This is a genomic window from Allobranchiibius sp. GilTou73 (genome assembly GCF_021391335.1).
GTDB lineage: Bacteria > Actinomycetota > Actinomycetes > Actinomycetales > Dermatophilaceae > Allobranchiibius > Allobranchiibius huperziae.
Genome location: NZ_CP090051.1, coordinates 2,633,684 through 2,650,266 on the forward strand (window position 1 = coordinate 2,633,684; position 16,583 = coordinate 2,650,266).

Annotated in this window: 15 protein-coding genes and 1 tRNA gene; 9 read left to right on the forward strand and 7 right to left on the reverse strand. The window is 69.5% G+C overall.

All coding sequences use genetic code 11. The features are described 5' to 3' along the window. Positions 1–6 precede the first annotated feature (6 nt). The 4 genes from fdhD to LVQ62_RS13005 all read right to left on the reverse strand — a co-directional run bounded on the left by fdhD (position 7) and on the right by LVQ62_RS13005 (position 5,853). On the reverse strand, positions 7–912 hold the full coding sequence (gene fdhD, locus LVQ62_RS12990; protein ID WP_233762169.1) for a formate dehydrogenase accessory sulfurtransferase FdhD: 906 nt from the start codon (positions 910–912) through the stop codon (positions 7–9). After that, on the reverse strand, positions 912–3,200 hold the full coding sequence (locus LVQ62_RS12995) for an FdhF/YdeP family oxidoreductase (protein ID WP_370639622.1): 2,289 nt from the start codon (positions 3,198–3,200) through the stop codon (positions 912–914). Before LVQ62_RS12995 ends, fdhD begins: the two co-directional genes overlap by 1 nt. Before the next feature lie 45 nt (positions 3,201–3,245). After that, complete coding sequence (locus LVQ62_RS13000; RefSeq protein WP_233762171.1) at positions 3,246–4,430, reverse strand: nucleotide sugar dehydrogenase; 1,185 nt, start codon at positions 4,428–4,430, stop codon at positions 3,246–3,248. Positions 4,431–4,497: 67 nt separating this feature from the next. Continuing rightward, positions 4,498–5,853 carry a deoxyribodipyrimidine photo-lyase gene (locus LVQ62_RS13005; protein ID WP_233762173.1) on the reverse strand — a complete coding sequence of 452 codons (1,356 nt, stop codon included), beginning with the start codon at positions 5,851–5,853 and terminating at the stop codon, positions 4,498–4,500. Between the two features lie 72 nt (positions 5,854–5,925). On the opposite strand from LVQ62_RS13005, the gene LVQ62_RS13010 reads away from it, so the two are divergent. From LVQ62_RS13010 to LVQ62_RS13040, 7 genes are all read left to right on the forward strand, one after another. Continuing rightward, entirely contained in the window at positions 5,926–7,323 is a 1,398-nt protein-coding gene (locus LVQ62_RS13010) for a wax ester/triacylglycerol synthase family O-acyltransferase (protein WP_233762175.1), read from the forward strand. Between the two features lie 185 nt (positions 7,324–7,508). Then, on the forward strand, positions 7,509–7,907 hold the full coding sequence (locus LVQ62_RS13015; protein WP_233762177.1) for an SRPBCC family protein: 399 nt from the start codon (positions 7,509–7,511) through the stop codon (positions 7,905–7,907). Positions 7,908–8,077: 170 nt separating this feature from the next. Beyond that, complete coding sequence (locus LVQ62_RS13020) at positions 8,078–9,520, forward strand: APC family permease (RefSeq protein ID WP_233762179.1); 1,443 nt, start codon at positions 8,078–8,080, stop codon at positions 9,518–9,520. 57 nt (positions 9,521–9,577) lie between these two features. Further along, positions 9,578–10,507: a 2-deoxy-5-keto-D-gluconate 6-phosphate aldolase domain-containing protein gene (locus LVQ62_RS13025; RefSeq protein ID WP_233762185.1), complete on the forward strand. Its 930-nt coding sequence runs from the start codon at positions 9,578–9,580 to the stop codon at positions 10,505–10,507. Further along, positions 10,504–11,214 carry an MBL fold metallo-hydrolase gene (locus tag LVQ62_RS13030; protein ID WP_233762187.1) on the forward strand — a complete coding sequence of 237 codons (711 nt, stop codon included), beginning with the start codon at positions 10,504–10,506 and terminating at the stop codon, positions 11,212–11,214. The genes LVQ62_RS13025 and LVQ62_RS13030 overlap by 4 nt, the downstream gene beginning before the upstream one ends. 53 nt (positions 11,215–11,267) lie before the next feature. Next, complete coding sequence (locus LVQ62_RS13035) at positions 11,268–11,849, forward strand: dihydrofolate reductase family protein (RefSeq protein ID WP_208051834.1); 582 nt, start codon at positions 11,268–11,270, stop codon at positions 11,847–11,849. A 76-nt stretch (positions 11,850–11,925) separates the two neighbouring features. Beyond that, the gene (locus tag LVQ62_RS13040) at positions 11,926–12,090 is read left to right on the forward strand and encodes an AAA family ATPase (RefSeq protein WP_233762189.1); all 165 of its coding nucleotides are present in this window, start codon (positions 11,926–11,928) and stop codon (positions 12,088–12,090) included. A 350-nt stretch (positions 12,091–12,440) separates the two neighbouring features. On the opposite strand, the gene LVQ62_RS13045 is transcribed toward LVQ62_RS13040, so the two are convergent. Beyond that, positions 12,441–13,157, reverse strand: coding sequence for an SDR family NAD(P)-dependent oxidoreductase (locus LVQ62_RS13045; protein WP_233762191.1), 717 nt, complete (start codon positions 13,155–13,157; stop codon positions 12,441–12,443). Positions 13,158–13,250: 93 nt separating this feature from the next. Here LVQ62_RS13045 and LVQ62_RS13050 point away from each other — a divergent pair, with 93 nt between their 5' ends. Both LVQ62_RS13050 and LVQ62_RS13055 read left to right on the forward strand, forming a co-directional pair. Further along, positions 13,251–14,105: a helix-turn-helix transcriptional regulator gene (locus LVQ62_RS13050; protein WP_370639623.1), complete on the forward strand. Its 855-nt coding sequence runs from the start codon at positions 13,251–13,253 to the stop codon at positions 14,103–14,105. Between the two features lie 88 nt (positions 14,106–14,193). Continuing rightward, complete coding sequence (locus LVQ62_RS13055; RefSeq protein WP_208051831.1) at positions 14,194–14,874, forward strand: alpha-ketoglutarate-dependent dioxygenase AlkB; 681 nt, start codon at positions 14,194–14,196, stop codon at positions 14,872–14,874. A gap of 40 nt (positions 14,875–14,914) precedes the next feature. Here LVQ62_RS13055 and LVQ62_RS13060 read toward each other — a convergent pair. Together LVQ62_RS13060 and der are read right to left on the reverse strand one after the other, a co-directional pair. Continuing rightward, positions 14,915–14,988: transfer RNA gene (locus LVQ62_RS13060), tRNA-Pro, on the reverse strand. A 93-nt stretch (positions 14,989–15,081) separates the two neighbouring features. Then, a complete protein-coding gene (gene der, locus LVQ62_RS13065) occupies positions 15,082–16,563 on the reverse strand; it encodes a ribosome biogenesis GTPase Der (protein WP_208051830.1) in 1,482 nt (493 codons plus the stop codon). Positions 16,564–16,583: the final 20 nt, after the last annotated feature.

Below are 16,583 nucleotides of genomic sequence, written 5' to 3' on the forward strand. Positions count from 1 at the left end.
CGCAGCCTAGTTGGTGACCATCCGCTCCTCGGCGACGCGTGCCTGAGCCTGCTGCGGTGACGTCTCGTGCTGCAGCCGGTGCGGGTGAGTGAACGCCGTCATCCGGTCCTCGCGCAGGAACCCGATCAACGTCAGCCCCAGCTCCTGCGCCGCCTCGATCGCCAGGCTGGACGGCGCCGAGACGCAGGCCATGAGCCGGATGCCGGCCATCGCCGCTTTCTGGACGATCTCGAACGACGCTCGCGAGGTCACGATCAGGGCGAGTCCGGAACGGTCGGCGCGGTCAGAACCGCCCACGGCGGGCTCTCCGTGCATGACCGACCAGCCGATCGCCTTGTCCACCGCGTTGTGGCGGCCGATGTCCTCCCGCACGACCAGCGGGTGCGCGGACCCGTCGAACAGGCCGGCAGCGTGCACTCCGCCGGTGCGTTCGAAGACCGCCTGGCCGTCGCGCAGCCCAGCGGCGCAGCGCGCCAGGATCTGGGGGGTCCAGGCCGGCCCGGCGTCCTCGGCCGCGCCGCCCGCCACGGTCGGCCTCGCGGCCAGCACGGCATCGATCGTGGTCTTGCCGCACAACCCGCACCCACCGTGCATGACCAAGTTGCGTTGTGCGCTCACGGGCAGCGAGGCGGTGGCGTCGCGCAGCGTGACGTCGACGACGTTCAGGGTCTCCGTGTCGCTGCAGTACCTCGCCAGCACGATGTCGTCCCGATGCCGGATGACGCCCTCCGCCAGCAGGAAGCCGTGGATGAGCTCCATGTCGTGGCCGGGCGTGCGCATCGTGACGGTCAACTGCTCACCGCCGACCCGGATCTCCAGGGGCTCTTCAACGGCGACCGTGTCGATCCTCGCGCGGGACTCCCCCGCCAGGTCGAACCGAACAGCCTTGTGACGCGTAGTGATCCGGCCCATCAGGTCGACGGCTCCAGACGTACGACCACGGTCTTGGACGTCGGCGTGTTGCTGCGTTTGGCCGTGGAGTCCAGCGGCACCAGCACGTTGGTCTCGGGGAAGTACGCGGCGGCGCAGCTGCGGGCCGTGGGATAGGAGACGATCCGGAAGCGGTCGGCGCGGCGTTCCTCCACCTCGTCGGCGCCGGCTGCGCCGCGCCACACCGAGACGATGTCGACGATCTGCTCGTCGTGCAGGCCCAACTCGGCCAGGTCGTCGGGATTGACGAAGACCACCCGACGACCGTCCTTGATGCCGCGGTAATGATCGTCCATGCCATAGATGGTGGTGTTGTACTGATCGTGGCTGCGCACCGTCTGCAGCAGCAGGTGGCCGGGCGGGCAGTCCGGCGCCCACATCTCGTGCGTGGTGAAGGTGGCCTTCCCCGACTGCGTCTCGAAGCGGCGTTCGTCACGCGGCGGACTCGGCAGCAGGAAGCCACCTGGGCGCTCCAGCCGCGTCTCGAAGTGCTCGAACCCGGGCACGACCGCCGCGATGTGCGAGCGGATCACCCGGTAGTCCCCGCGCATGGCCGGCCAGTCGATCGTGCTGTCGGGCAGCGTCTTTCGAGCCAGCTCGCAGATGATCGCGACCTCGCTGAGCAGCGTCGGGTCGGCCGGTCGCAACCGACCCTGCGAGGCGTGCACCATGCTCATCGAGTCCTCGACGCTCACCCGCTGCGCGCCGGAGACCTGCAGATCCTCCTCGGTGCGTCCGATGGTCGGCAGGATCAGCGCCTCGTCCCCGGTGACCGCGTGCGAGCCGTTGAGCTTGGTGGAGACGTGCACCGTGAGCGCGGCCTTCTCCAGCGAGGCGGCGGTCACGTCGGTGTCGGAGGTGGCCCGCACGAAGTTGCCGCCCACCGCCATGAAGACCTTCGCGTGCCCGTCGCGGAACGCACGGACCGCGTCGACGACGTCGTACCCGTGCTCGCGTGGTGCGGTGATCGCGAACTCGTCGTCGAGGGCCTGCAGGAACTTCTCGCCAGGCTTCTCCCAGACGCCCATGGTGCGGTCGCCCTGCACGTTGGAGTGCCCGCGGACCGGGCACACACCCGCGCCGGGTTTGCCGATGTTGCCCTGCAGGAGGAGGACGTCGACGACGTCCTGGATCGTCGCGACGGCGTGCCGGTGCTGGGTCAGTCCCATCGCCCAGCAGATCGTCGTGGCGCGAGAGCGGGCGAATTCATCTGCCAGCGCTTCGATCTCACTGCGCTGCAAGCCGGTGGCACGCGCGGTGGCGTCCCAGTCGAGTGTCGCCAACGACGCGGCGTACTCCTCGAATCCGCTGGTGTGCTGCGAGATGAAGTCCTTGTCGAGCACGTCCGGGCGCTGCAGGAGCAGGTGTCCGAGCGCCTGGAAGAGCGCCTGGTCACCGCCGAGGCGCACCTGAAGGTAGAGGTCGGCCAACGGGGTGCCGGGTCCGATCACGCCACGGGGTGTCTGCGGGTTGCGGAACTTGATCAGTCCCGCCTCCGGGAGCGGGTTGATCGCCACGATCCGCGCGCCGCGCTTCTTCGCGGCCTCCAGGGCCGAGAGCATCCTCGGATGGTTGGTGCCGGGGTTCTGTCCGGCCACGACGAGCAGCTCGGCGTTCTCCACGTCCGTCAGGGTCACGGTGCCCTTGCCGATCCCGATCGACTCGGTGAGGGCCGTGCCGCTCGACTCGTGGCACATGTTGGAGCAGTCGGGCATGTTGTTCGTGCCGTACGCCCGCGCGAACAGCTGATAGCAGAACGCCGCCTCGTTGCTCGTGCGGCCGGAGGTGTAGAACACCGCCTCGTCCGGATCCGAGAGCCCCCGCAGGTGGCCCGCGACGATGTCCAGCGCGGCGTCCCAGCTGACCGGCCGATAGTGGGTGTCGCCGGGCGCCTTGTGCATCGGGGTGGTGAGACGCCCCTGCTGGCCCAGCCAGTAGTCGGTGCGGCCGCGCAGCTCCTCGATGCTGTGCTTCGCGAAGAACTCCGGCGTGACCCGGCGGGTGGTGGCCTCCTCGGCGACGGCCTTGACGCCGTTCTCGCAGAACTCCGCGGCGTGCGTGTGCCCCGGGTCGGGCCAGGCGCACCCCGGGCAGTCGAAACCGCCGGGCTGGTTGAGGCGAAGCAGAGTGCGACCGGAGCGGGTCGGACCCATCTGTTTCATTGCCATCCGCATCGCGCGGGTGACCGCGGGTACGCCGGCCGCGGAATGCAGCGGCGGGCTCACCTCGAGATGGTCGTCGCTGTCCTGCACCTTCAACTCTCGTGCCACGACCTCACGGTACGCCGCGAAGTGTCGCCATAGGAGCAGCCTTGCTCAGTCCTCGCCGAACAGGTCGCGCGTGTAGACCTTCGCCCCCGCTGACTGCAGTTCGGAGGTGCGCCGGTTGGCCACGACGACGTCCGCGGTGTCGATGAACTCCTGCAGGTCGCGCACGATGCGGGAGCCGAAGAAGGTGTCGCCCGCAAGCTCCGGCTCGTAGACGATCACCTCGACGCCCGTGGCCTTGATGCGCTTCATGATCCCCTGCACGCTGCTGGCCCGGAAGTTGTCCGAACCGGCCTTCATGATGAGCCGGTGGATGCCGACCACGGAGGGGTTACGGCGCAGGATGTCAGAGGCGATGAAGTCCTTGCGGGTCGTGTTGGCCCCGACGATGGCCTCCACCAGCTTCTGGGGGACGTCCCGGTAGTTGGCGAGCAGCTGCTTGGTGTCCTTGGGCAGGCAGTAGCCCCCGTACCCGAAGGACGGGTTGTTGTAGTGGTTGCCGATGCGCGGGTCGAGGCTGACGCCCTCGATGATCTGCCGGCTGTCGACGCCGTGGGTGATCGCGAAGGTGTCCAACTCGTTGAAGTAGGCGACCCGCATCGCCAGGAAGGTGTTGGAGAAGAGCTTGATCGACTCGGCCTCCTTGCTGGAGGTCAGCAGCACCGCGATCTCGCCGCCGGACCCGCCGGAGTCCGCGCCCTCCAGAAGCAGCTCGCCGAACTCCTTGGCCTCCTGTGTCTGCGCGCCCACGATGATCCGCGACGGATGCAGGTTGTCGTAGAGAGCGCGACCCTCCCGCAGGAACTCCGGAGAGTGCAGGATCGCCTCCGTGCCGAACTGCTCGCGCAGCGCATGCACGCAGCCCACCGGGATCGTCGACTTGATCACGATCGTCGCGCTGCTCCCGGCGTCGAGCACGTCGCGGATGACGCCCTCCACGCTGGAGGTGTTGAAGTAGTTGGTCTGCGGGTCGTAGTCGGTCGGGGTCGCGACGACCACGAAATCGGCGTCGACGTACGCAGGTGTTGCGTCGGTGGCGAACGTCAGCCGCAGGTCCGGACGGGTCAGGAAGTCCTCCAGCTCGGGGTCGCTGATCGGGCTGATGCCGGTTTGCAGGTGCTCGATCTTGGACACGTCAAGGTCGACGCCCAGGACGTCGTTGTGCTGCGCGAGGAGCACGGCGTTGGACAGGCCGACATATCCCATGCCGACGACCACGATGCTGCGATTCATGGGGGTCATCCTGCCCGACGCGACCGTGTCCACCGGACAACCCGCACCGGGCGGCGATCGATCGCGGTCAGCGTGCGGACTCGTAGCGGCGCAGGGCCTCCTTGCGCTCGTCGGCGTGATCGACGATGCGCTCGGGGTAGCCCTCGGCGTACCCGTCGTCGACGGTCCACGGCTCGTGGGTCGCCTTGCCCTGCAAGTGGCGCAACTCCGGCACCCAGCGGCGCACGTAGGCGCCGTCCGGGTCGAACTTCTGCCCCTGGGTGACCGGGTTGAAGACCCGGAAGTACGGCGACGCGTCGGTGCCGGTGCCCGCCACCCACTGCCAGCCGTGGTTGTTGGACGCGACGTCGCCGTCGACCAGGTGGTCCAGGAAGTGCCGAGCGCCCACCGGCCACCACACGTGCAGGTCCTTGGTGAGGAAGCTCGCCGTGATCATCCGCAACCGGTTGTGCATCCATCCGGTCTGCAGCAGTTGGCGCATCCCCGCGTCGACGATCGGATAGCCGGTCTTCCCCGCCTTCCAGGCCTCGATCGCGTCCTTGGGCTCGTCGTACTTCATGCCTGACAGCTGGTCGCGCAGGTCGTGCCACGAGGAGCGCGGCTGGTGCCAGAGCACGTCGGCGTAGAACTCGCGCCAGGCGATCTCGGTGCGGTAGGTCTGCGCACCGTCGGAGCGTTTATGGGCCAGGTCGGCCAGCAGCGTGCGCGGGTGCAGCACACCGAGCTTCAGGTAGGGCGACAGGCGGGAGGTGCCGTCCTTCGCGGGGCGGTCGCGGTCGGTGCCGTAGTGGTCGACCGGGCCGTCGAGGAAGTCCTCCCACCGCTGGTGCGCCGCGTCCTCCCCCACCGCGAAGTCGAGGTCTCCCTCGGCGGCGTCGGCGATCAGTTCGTGCGCGTCGTCGCTGGAGTCGCCGTCGACCCAGTGGATCCGGGACGGGCGCTCCGCCGGAGCCGGCCAGCCCTGGTCCTGCCAGGCACGCGAGAAGGCGGTGAAGACCTTGTACGGCGAGCCGCTGCCGTTGGTGATGACGCCGGGCCCGACGGCGTACGGCGTGCCCGTCTCGGCGAGGGAGATGTCGTCGCCGAGGGCGGCAGTGACCCGTTCGTCGCGCCGCCGCCCGTACGGGGTGGTCTCACGGGAGACGTGCACGGTGTCGGCGTGCTGCTCGCGGGCGACCTGCGCCACCACCTTCGCCGGGTCACCGCGGCGTACGGTCAGCCGGCCGTTGCACTCGGCGTCCAGCGATCGCAATGTCGTGGCGAGCCATCGGCGACGGGAATCGCCGGCTGCGTCCCACAGCGCGGGCTCGATCACGAACAGGGGAACCACTCCCGACGCACCGGCCTGCTCGACGGCGGCGTTGAGTGCCGGGTGGTCGTGCAGTCGCAGGTCGCGGCGGAACCACAGGATCGACGAGGTCATGCACCCATCCTGCCGGTGCCCGCCGACATCGCGTGCGCAATGATCTGCATCACACTCCTTGAAAGGTCGCCGATGACGCCCAGTCTCATCGATCCCACGTCGTTGGCGTTCCTCCTGTCGGAGAGCCGCGCGATGCCGATGCACGTCGGAAGCCTGCAGCTGTTCGAGAAGCCGCCGGGGGCGCCGCGCGACTACGCCCGCCGGGTCTATGAGCAGTTGATCGCCGTCGAGGACATCAACCCGCTCTTCCTGAAGCGGCCGACCCGCTCGTGGCGCACGGCGGGTCAGTGGATGTGGGAGCCGGACGCGCAGTTCGACGTCGAGCACCACGTGCGACACAGCGCTCTGCCCAAGCCCGGGCGGGTGCGCGAGCTGCTCGAGCTGTGCTCGCGACTGCACGGGACTCCGCTGGCGCGCGACCGTCCCCTCTGGGAGGCCCACGTCATCGAGGGGCTGCGGGACGGCCGCTTCGCGATCTACGTCAAGCTGCACCACTCGCTCGTCGACGGCATCGCCGCGAGCAGGCTGCTCATGAACACCCTCAGCACCGATCCGAACGACCCCGAGATCGTGCCCATGTGGGCCGCCCGTCCGCGTCGCGAACGCCCCGCGAAGCAGGAGGAGAGCGGCGACGTCGCCACCCAGCTGCTGCGCACCGTACGGGGACTGGCGGGTGACGCTGCCGGGATGCCCGGCGCGCTGGCGAGGACCCTCACCCGCGGCGCACGCGACGAGACGTCCCCGGTGTCGATGCGTGCACCCAAGACGATCTTCAACACCACCATCACCGGGTCGCGCCGGTTCGCCGCGCAGAGCTGGCCGTTGGAGCGGTTGGTGGCGATCTCCAAGGCATCGGGGACGACGGTGAACGACGTGGTGCTCGCCATGTGCGGCGGCGCCGTGCGCGGCTACCTGGAGGACCTGGGGGAACTCCCGGACACGTCGCTGGTGGCGATGGTGCCGGTCGGCCTGAACGCCAAGAACTCCCAGTCGGCCTCCTCCGAGGGCGGCAACGCCATCGGGACCATGATGGCCCGACTGGCGACCGATGTCGCCGAGCCGGCGCAGCGTCTGGCGCAGATCCACGCCGGCATGCAGGACGGCAAGCAGGCGCTGTCGCAGATGACCGCCAACCAGATCGTCGCGATGAGCGCGGTCGGGATGACGCCGGCGATGCTGCTGCCCTGGTTCGGGCTGCAGGGCGTGGTGCGCCCGCCGTTCAACCTCATCATCAGCAACGTCCCGGGTGCCAGGGAGACCCACTACCTGGGCGGCGCCAAGCTGGTCGGCAGCTACCCGTTGTCCATCCCGATGCAGGGCATGGCGCTCAACATCACCTGCGCCAGCTACGCGGGCAGCATGGAGTTCGGACTGACCGGATGCCGCCGCACCGTGCCACACCTGCAATGGCTGCTGCGCCACCTGGACGACGAACTGGGCAACCTGGAACGGGCGGCCGGCATCTCCTGACCCGCCAGCCGGGAGGGCACCGAGCGGGCCCTTGCAGCGCTCGGTTACCTGATCCGGCGGTCGGGAGGGCACCGAGCGGGCCCTTGCAGCGCTCGGTTACCTGATCCGGCGGTCGGGAGGGCACCGAGCGGGCCTTGACGACGCGCGCCGGGACCGGTGTCGCAGCCGAGTGCGATGGTGAGGCCATGCGAAACCCCGCGATGGGCACGGCCCGTCTGAGTGCGACCGGACCGGCGACGGCGGCGCAGGCCTGGGAGCGGTATGCCCGACCCGAACTCTGGTCGACCTGGTCGCCGCAGATTCGCGGCGTCGAGACGGACGTCGAACGGTTGAGCACGGGGGCGACGGGGACGGTCCTCGGTCCGCTGGGAGTGCGCGTCGCGTTCGTCGTGGATTCCTTCGACGAAGCGGGCATGCGGTGGGTGTGGACCGCGCGTGTCGGGCCCATCCGGATGCATCTGGCGCACGGCGTCGACGCCGCGCCGACCGGTTGCAGCACCTGGCTCGAGGCGCGCAGTGCCTGGCCGGTGCTCGCCGCCTACCTGCCGATCGCGCGCTTCGCGTTGCACAAGCTGATCGCCTGACCGCGCCGCGCCACAGCACTGAGCGGGCAAGGCCGGGGTGGTCCCGGCCGACGCCCGAGCGATGCCCGGCGGCAGCCGAGCCCGTCATCTCGGTACGCGGGCACCTCCCAGTGCCGCCATTGGTTCGGATATAAGTATTGCTTTCCGAATCGATAAGGGATGTGCGGGCATTGAGCGAGCAACGAGCCGACCTTCTCCGCCGACCGCTCGGCTATTGGAGCGTCGTACTCCTCGGAGTGAACGCCGTGATCGGCGCCGGGATCTTCCTGACCCCCGGAGCCGTGATCGCCGACGCGGGCACCCTGGCGCCTCTGGCGTATGTGATCGCAGCGGTGTTCGCGCTGGTCCTGGCCCTCGTGTTCGCGACGGCGGCGCGCTACGTCCGCACCAACGGCGCGGCGTACGCGTACACGATGGTCGGCATCGGTCGCAGGTCCGCCATCTACGTCGGCGTCACCCACGCGTTCACCGCGGCCATCGCGTGGGGGACGCTCGCGTCGTTCGCGGTAACGACCTTCCTGCAGGTGGTCTTCCCGGACAAGAGATGGTCGAAGGAGACCGGCTTCCTCAGTGTGAAGACGCTCACCTTCGTGCTCTTCATCCTGCTGCTGCTGGCCATCAACTACTTTGGCAACCGGGTCATCGCGTGGGCCAACGGCATCTCGACCGTCGGCAAGGTCCTGGCCCTCGTCGTCTTCATCGTCGCCGCCGTCGTCACGGTGCTCGCGACGGGCCGCAACAACTACCACCTGGCGGGCAGCAGCAAGGTGTACGGCGGACCGAGCACCTACTCCGTCTTCGGCTTCGTCGACGTGGGCACCGATGAGTTCGCCAGCGTCGTGCTCGCGGTCATCGCCGCGCTGTACGCCTTCACCGGTTTCGAGTCGATCGCGAACGCCGCCGAGGAGATGGAGCAGCCGGATCGGACGCTGCCCCGCGCAGTACCGACGTCCATGGTGATCGTCGCGGTGGCCTACCTGCTCGCGATCACTTCGGGGATGCTCCTGGCGCCGGACAAGATCGCGAACTCCTCCGACACCGTGAAGCTCGCCGCCGCGATCTCCAACGACACGATGCACACCCTCGTCGTGATCGGCGCCCTCGTGTCGTTGTTCGGGATCAACATCGCCTCGTCGTTCAGCTCGCCGCGGCTCTTCACGGCACTGGCCGAGGACGGCCTCCTGCCGGCGGCGGTCGCCCGCAAGCGCGGCTACGGCGTGCCACTGCTCGCCTTCGGCATCACCGCGGTCCTGGCGATCGCCTTCCCGCTGTCGCTGGGCTACGACACCGCCAATCTGACCGGGCTCGCCGTGATCGCCCGCTTCGTGCAGTTCCTCATCGTCCCGGTGGTGGTCATCCGGTTCGCGCGGAGCAGGAAGGAGCGGTGGGCCTCGATCCGCACGGGCCGGCTGCTCGGCACGGTCGTGCCAGTCGTGGCGATCGTGTTCTCCCTCTTCCTGCTGGTCTCCTTCGACTTCAAGAGTCTCCTCACATCGTCGGGCGGGAGCCCCAACGTCCTGGCGATCACGCTGCTGGCCACCGCGTTCGTCATCGCGCCGCTCGCGTCGTACCTGGTCGATGCCCGGCGCACCTCCACCCCGATTCGGGACTAGGAGACCGATGCGGGGAGCAGGATGGTCATGCCCCGTCCACCGACAAGGGAGTGCACCGTGACCGTCCCCGTAACCCCGGCTCCGACCCATGACGACCCGCTCCTCATCCTGGCCATGGACCATCGCGGCTCGTTCGGGTCCAGTCTCTTCGGCGTCGAGCACGAATCGCCGACCGACGAGCAGGCGCAGGGGATGCGGCGGGCGAAGCAGATCATCTACGCCGGGCTGCGCGATGTGCGTTCGCAGGTGACGGCCGGGCGAGTCGGGGTGCTCGTCGACGAGCAGTACGGCGCGGCGGTGGTCGGTGCCGCGCCGGCCGACGGAGTGGTCCTGGCGATCCCGATCGAGGCGAGCGGGCACGACTGGTTCACGCTCGAGTACGGCGACAAGTGGCTGGACCACGTCCGCGAGGTCGGCCCGGCGTACGCCAAGGTGCTCGTGCGGGACAACCCGTCGTTCGACGCCTCCGACCGCTCACGCCAGCTCGACGCGCTGGCCGAGGTCAGTGGAGCGCTCGCGGACGCGCGCGTGGCGTTCCTCTACGAGCTGCTCGTGCCCGCCACCGACGAGCAGAAAGCATCGGTCGACGGTGATGCGGACCGCTACGACCGTGACATCCGACCCGAACTCGTGACGCGGGTCATCGCCGACAACCAGCAGGCAGGTGTCGCGCCGACGCTGTGGAAGGTCGAGGGCCTGGAGACGGTCGACGCGGCCCGTGCGGTGGCCGCGCAGGCTCGCGCCGGAGGTCACGACGCCGACCTCATCGTGCTCGGCCGGGATGCGCCGCCCGAGCGGCTCGAGCACTGGCTGGACGTCGCGGCGCAGGTCGACGCGTTCGTGGGGTTCGCGATCGGGCGCAGCATCTGGGAGGACACCATCCGCGACTGGACCCGCGGCAGCGTCGACGACGCCGAGGCATCCGCGCGGATCGGCCGCACCTACCTGTCCTACGCGCAGCGGTGGGTGGGCGACATCGGGCGATGAGGATCGACGACGTACGACGGGTCTTCCTCGGCAGCTTCGTGCGGCCGCCCGAAGAGACGGGGACCGGGTCGCCGAAGATCGAAGCCGTCTACGGGTACGCGGTGCCGCACACCGACGGGCTGCTCCTGCTCGACACGGGGATCGGTGCCGCCGACGAGGAGACTGAGGCGTGGTACCGCCCGCAGCGGGCGCCGCTCCCCCAGGCGATGCGTGATGCCGGGGTCGACGTCGACGAGGTGCAGTTCGTCGTGAACTGCCACCTGCACTTCGACCACTGCGGCGGCAACCCGGGGCTGGCCGGTCTCCCCGTCTTCACCCAACGCACCGAGCTGGACACGGCGCGCGGCGGCGACTACACGGTCGGCGAACTCATCGACCATCCCGGCGTGCGGTACGAGGTGCTCGACGGGCGCGCCGAGATCCTGCCCGGCGTGCACGTCGTCCCGACGCCGGGTCACGTCGCCGGCCATCAGTCCGTGATCGTCGAGTGCGACGACGGCTCGATCGTGCTGGCCGGCCAGTCGCACGAGACGGCGTCGTTGTGGAGCGAGGACGCGTTGGCCCGAAGCGGCGCCGACCTCGGTCATGCGCCGCCCCTGCCCGTCGCGCCCGAATGGGTCGACACCCTGCTCGCTTTCGACCCGCGCCGGGTGGTCTTCGCCCACGATGCCGCGATCTGGGTACCGGGCGGGCCTCCCCGGCGATAAGTTCCGAAGCGGCACCGACTCGCACCCGTCGACCCAGTACGAGGGAGCAGCTCATGACCGCGACCTACACCTTCGACATCTACATGAGCCTGGACGGCTACGGCTCCTACGGCCCGCCCGGCGACTGGGGAGGTTACTGGGGCAAGCAGGGCCCTGAGTTCTTGGACCGTCGCCTCGCCCTGTACGGCGAGAATCAGCGAATGGTGTTCGGAGCCAATACTTTCCAGCAGTTCATGCAGATGCTCAGCGCACCGACCGAGGAGTCGGGGATCCTCGATCCATGGGTCGCCCGGATGCGCGATCTGCCCACGACCGTCGTGTCCTCCACGCTGAAGGGACCCTTCGACTGGCCGGACGCCACCGTCCTGTCCGGGGATGCGGTCGCCTCCATCACCGAGCTCAAGAAGCGGTCGGACATCCCCCTGCGGTCGCACGGCAGCCTGTCGCTCAACAGGGCGTTGATGGCAGCCGGCCTGGTCGACTTGGTGCACGTGTCGGTCTTCCCTGTCATCACCGGTGTTACCGGCACCGATCCCATCTTCGGCGGCGCGGCCGACTTCGACCTGGAGCTGGTGCAGAGCACGACGTTCGACGGCCGCACCCAGGAGCTCATCTACCGCCCACACCTGCATTGACCCAGCGGGTGCAGGATGACCGCCGTCTCGTTGCCGGTGCGGGCGGTCGCGGTCGTCGGCATGGACCGAGGTGGCGATGAGACGGCCGCCGACCCTGTTCCTGACCGTGGGGCTTCCGGGCACCGGGAAGACCACCGCCGCGCGGCGCATCGAGGTGGAACGCGGGGCCCTGCGCCTCACCAAGGACGAATGGGTCAAGCCCTCTACGGCCAGGACAATCCGCCGTCGGCGCAGGACGTGATCGAGGGACGGGCGCTCCGCGCTGCGGCGCGCCGGGGCGGACCGGGGCGTGACCGTCGAGCTGGTCTACCTCGCACTGCCGCAGGACGAGCAGTTCAAGCGACTCGATCGGCGGCAGTCGGACGCGCCCCACACGACCTGGCGGATATCGCGACAGGAGCTGACCCGGTGGGCCGACCCCGACGCCTTAGAGACCCCGACGCAGGGCGAGCTGGACGGCACTGAACCCGTCGGACCCCACCGCAGGGATGCGCGACGTGGGTGGAGTGGCGCCGTCGTCGGTGGCCGCCGATCCGCGCGTGACGGTCGCGCCACCGAGATGGCAGCATGCGACTCGCTACGACCGCCACGTCACCACCGGAGTTCGCCCGCGTCCTCGTAGAAGGTGCCGGTCGGGCCGTCGGACCCCATGCTCGCCAGTTCGGCCACCACGCGCGCGCTCTCGGCGGCAGGTCGTCCGGGGTGGCTGCCCGGGTCACCCCCGCCGAGCTCGGTGGCGGTGATGCCGGGCTCCACGGCGTTGACCTTGATGCCGGGGTGCGCGCGGGCGTACTGCACGGTGAGCATCGAGACCGCGGCCTTGCTCGCGCCGTAGACGACGGAGACGAAGTGGGAGGCCGGCCGGGACGGCTCGTGCGTTGCCCAGAACGAACCCAACGCGCTGGAGACGTTCACGATCACGGGGTTCGTCGACGTCGCGAGCAGAGGGAGAGCGGCCTCGGTGACACGGACGACACCGACGGCGTTGGTGTCGAAGACCTCCAGGACGCTGGGTCCGTCGAGTGCCTCCGCCTGGCTCGCACCCGCCACACGCTTGGCGATACCGGCATTGTTGACGACCACATCGAGTCCGGTCCCCGAACCGGCGATGGTCGCCATCGCGGCTGAGACGGATCGGTCGTCGGTGACGTCGAGCTGCACGAACCGGCCGCCCACCTCCTCTGCCGCGGCGGTTCCCCGGGTCTCGTCGCGCGAGCCCAGCCAGACGGTGTGCCCCGCCTCGACGAGCAGACGAGCGGTCTCCTTGCCGAGGCCCTTGTTGGCCCCGGTGATCAATGTGGTGGTCATGCGCCCATGCTTGCCTGTGACGAGTGCGCCAGGCAGTCGTCCGGTCTTCGTAGGACTGACAGGGCCAGGACACCTGTACTTCGATGGGTCACCATGGGGAACGTGCAGCAGTCGCAGTTCGGCCGTGCGGTGCGAGGATGGCGCGAGCGGGTCGGTCCCGAGGACGTCGGCCTGCGACGGGGTGGTCACCGACGGGCGGCGGGCCTGCGTCGTGAGGAGTTGGCCGGGCTCGCCGGCATCTCGGTCGACTACCTCACCCGTCTGGAACAGGTTCGCGCCACCTCGCCGTCCCCGCAGGTCGTCGAGGCGCTCGCCCGCAGCCTACGGCTGGCCGACGCCGAGCGGGAGCTGCTCTTCCACCTCACGGGGCTCTCCGCGCCGGGCCCGGGCCTCGTTCCGACCCGCATCACCGCCAGCGTGCAACGCCTCCTGGACCGGCTCGAGGGCGTGCCGCTGGTCGTGTACGACGCAGCATGGAACCTGCTGGTCGCCAATGCGGCGTACGACGCCCTGATGGGTGAGACCTCCGTCCTGCGCGGCGACGAACGCAACGGGGTGTGGCGCAACGTCATGGGCAGCGCATCGCGCACCGTGCAGACGGCCGTGCAGCACGAGGCACAGGTCGCGCGGTTGGTCGCCGATCTACGGATGACGGCGACGCGATACCCGGCCGACGCCGGGGTACGACGGCTCGTCAGTCGGCTGCGTGCCGCCAGCCCCCGGTTCGTCGAGCTGTGGGATGCCGCCCCCGCGCCCGCACCCCCGGCACAGTCGCGCGACAAGGTCATCGAGCACCCCGCCGTCGGCCGCATCGCGCTCACGTGCGACACCCTCGTCGTCGCAGGCGACGACCTACGGGTGATGGTCTACACGGCCGAGCCCGGCACACAGGACGCCGAGTTGCTCCAGCTCGCGATCGTGCTGGGCACCCAGGCCCTGGTCGAGTAGCAGCTCATGCGGGCATCCATCGAACTCTCCTGTCGGTGGTGGGGACCATCATCAGGACAGGTGGACCGCCCCGGTGAAGGAGCATGACGTGGCCGACGACGCGCTGTTCGATCTCCCGACGCCCCCGGGTGCCGACGTGGACGTGACCACCGACCTGCAACTCACCGGCGGCCTTCGGGTGGCCGTCGACCACACCTTCGCCACTGTCGAACGCATCCAGCTCGACGACACATCCTGGGTCGACCACGTGCACGGCTGGCTCGTGGGCGATCAGGCCCTGATGGACATGCTGATGGCCGAAGCCGACTGGGAGCAGCGCTCGCGGTGGATGTACACACGTGAGGTCACCGAGCCCCGCCTCACGGCCGAGTACCCGGTCATCGCCCAGGCACCGCATCCGGTGCTGCACTACCTCGCGGCGGCACTGACCGTCCACTACGGGCGGTCGTTCACGCGCTTGTGGATGAACTGGTACCGCGACCACAACGACGGCACCGGCTGGCATGCCGACCGGCCTGCCGATCAGCAGGCCGAAGCCGTGATCCCGGTCCTCAGCCTGGGCGCGAGTCGCCGGTTCCTCATCCGACCGGAGGACGGCGGGAAGTCGAGGACCATCCTCACCCACGGTGGCGATCTGGTCGTGATGGGCGGACGCACGCAGCGGGACTACCGGCACAGCGTCCCCCGGCAGAAGCCGGCCGCCGGACCCCGGCTGAGCCTCAATTTCTCCATCGACCCGCCCCGCCACTCCCCACGCGACATGACGTGACAACGGCTCTGGCCCGCGCGAGCAGGCCAGAGCCGATCTGTCGGGATGACAGGATTTGAACCTGCGACCCCTTGACCCCCAGTCAAGTGCGCTACCAAGCTGCGCCACATCCCGTTGTGAAATTGTCGAACCGTTGCCCCGGAGGGCGAGCGAAACGATATCCCACCGGCCTCGCTGCGGCCCAATCGACCGCAGCGGGAGCCAGGTTCAGCGCTTGCGCTTCTCCCGCACCCGCACCGACAGCTCGATCGGGGTGCCCTCGAAGCCGAACTCCTCGCGCAGGCGTCGTTCGAGGAAGCGTCGGTAGCCGGCCTCGATGAAGCCGCTGGCGAAGACCACGAACCGCGGCGGACGCGTGGATGCCTGCGTCGCGAAGAGGATTCGCGGCTGCTTGCCGCTGCGGACCGGGTGCGGATGGCTCGAGGCCACCTCGCCGAGGAAGGCGTTGAGGCGGCCGGTCGGCACGCGGTAGTCCCAGGACGCCAGAGCGGTCTCCAGGGCGGGGACCAGCCGGTCGGTGTGCCGGCCGGTCATCGCCGAGATGTTGACCCGCGGCGCCCAGGTGATCTGCACCAGCTCGCGCTCGATCTCGCGCTCCAGGTAGTAGCGGCGCTCCTCGTCCAGCAGGTCCCACTTGTTGTACGCGACGACCAACGCGCGGCCGGCGTCGACGATCTGCTGCACGACGCGGATGTCCTGCTCGGCGATGGACTCCTCGGCGTCGATCAGGACGACCGCCACCTCGGCCTTCTCGATGGCCGTCTGAGTGCGCAGCGAGGAGTAGAAGTCGGCCCCGCGGGTCTGGTGCACCCGCCGGCGGATGCCCGCGGTGTCTACGAATCGCCATACCTTGCCGCCGAGTTCGATCATCTCGTCGACGGGATCGCGCGTCGTGCCCGCGACGTCATCGACGACGACGCGCTCCTCCCCCGCGAGCTTGTTGAGCAGCGAGGACTTGCCCACGTTCGGTCGGCCGACGAGCGCGATGCGCCGAGGCCCGCCGCGCGGGTAGGCGCCGTTGACGTTGCTCTCGTCCGGCAGTACCGCGAGGACGGCATCCAGAGCGTCACCGGTGCCGCGGCCGTGCATCGCCGAGACGGGGTAGGGCTGACCCAGCCCGAGCGACCACAGCATCGCCGCGTCCGCCTCGGTGCGGTTGTCGTCGACCTTGTTGGCGATGAGGACGACCGGCTTGCCCGACTTGCGCAGCAGCTTCACCACGGCCTCGTCGGTGTCGGTGGCGCCCACGGTCGCGTCGACCACGAAGAGCACCGCGTCGGCGAGCTCCACGGCCACCTCGGCCTGCTCGGCGACCCGCAGGTGGATACCGGTGGCGTCGACCTCCCAGCCGCCGGTGTCGACGAGGGTGAAGTCACGACCGGTCCACTCCGCGTCGTACGCGACCCGGTCCCGGGTCACCCCGGGGACGTCCTCGACGACGGCCTCACGGCGCCCCAGGATCCGGTTGACCAGCGTGGACTTGCCGACGTTGGGACGCCCGACGACGGCGACCACCGGACGCGCCTCAGCGGCCTCGTCACCGTCGCGTCCGGCCCCTGCTCCACTGAGCAGCGCACGGTCCTCGTCGCTGAGGTCGAAATCGTCCAACCCGACACGCAGCGCACGCTCCACCGACGTGTCGTCGTCGGGGAGGTCGCTGTCGGGCAGGGCACGTGCGTCGTCGGTCATGGACACCATTGTCTCAGCCG

What these genes read in the sequence shown, in the direction of transcription:
- fdhD (WP_233762169.1), bottom strand. Translation starts at nt 912, where the DNA reads ATGGGCCGGATCACTACGCGTCACAAGGCTGTTCGGTTCGACCTGGCG.
- LVQ62_RS13000 (WP_233762171.1), bottom strand. Translation starts at nt 4,430, where the DNA reads ATGAATCGCAGCATCGTGGTCGTCGGCATGGGATATGTCGGCCTGTCC.
- LVQ62_RS13005 (WP_233762173.1), bottom strand. Translation starts at nt 5,853, where the DNA reads ATGACCTCGTCGATCCTGTGGTTCCGCCGCGACCTGCGACTGCACGAC.
- LVQ62_RS13010 (WP_233762175.1), top strand. Translation starts at nt 5,926, where the DNA reads ATGACGCCCAGTCTCATCGATCCCACGTCGTTGGCGTTCCTCCTGTCG.
- LVQ62_RS13015 (WP_233762177.1), top strand. Translation starts at nt 7,509, where the DNA reads ATGCGAAACCCCGCGATGGGCACGGCCCGTCTGAGTGCGACCGGACCG.
- LVQ62_RS13030 (WP_233762187.1), top strand. Translation starts at nt 10,504, where the DNA reads ATGAGGATCGACGACGTACGACGGGTCTTCCTCGGCAGCTTCGTGCGG.
- LVQ62_RS13035 (WP_208051834.1), top strand. Translation starts at nt 11,268, where the DNA reads ATGACCGCGACCTACACCTTCGACATCTACATGAGCCTGGACGGCTAC.
- LVQ62_RS13040 (WP_233762189.1), top strand. Translation starts at nt 11,926, where the DNA reads ATGAGACGGCCGCCGACCCTGTTCCTGACCGTGGGGCTTCCGGGCACC.
- LVQ62_RS13045 (WP_233762191.1), bottom strand. Translation starts at nt 13,157, where the DNA reads ATGACCACCACATTGATCACCGGGGCCAACAAGGGCCTCGGCAAGGAG.
- LVQ62_RS13050 (WP_370639623.1), top strand. Translation starts at nt 13,251, where the DNA reads ATGGGGAACGTGCAGCAGTCGCAGTTCGGCCGTGCGGTGCGAGGATGG.
- der (WP_208051830.1), bottom strand. Translation starts at nt 16,563, where the DNA reads ATGACCGACGACGCACGTGCCCTGCCCGACAGCGACCTCCCCGACGAC.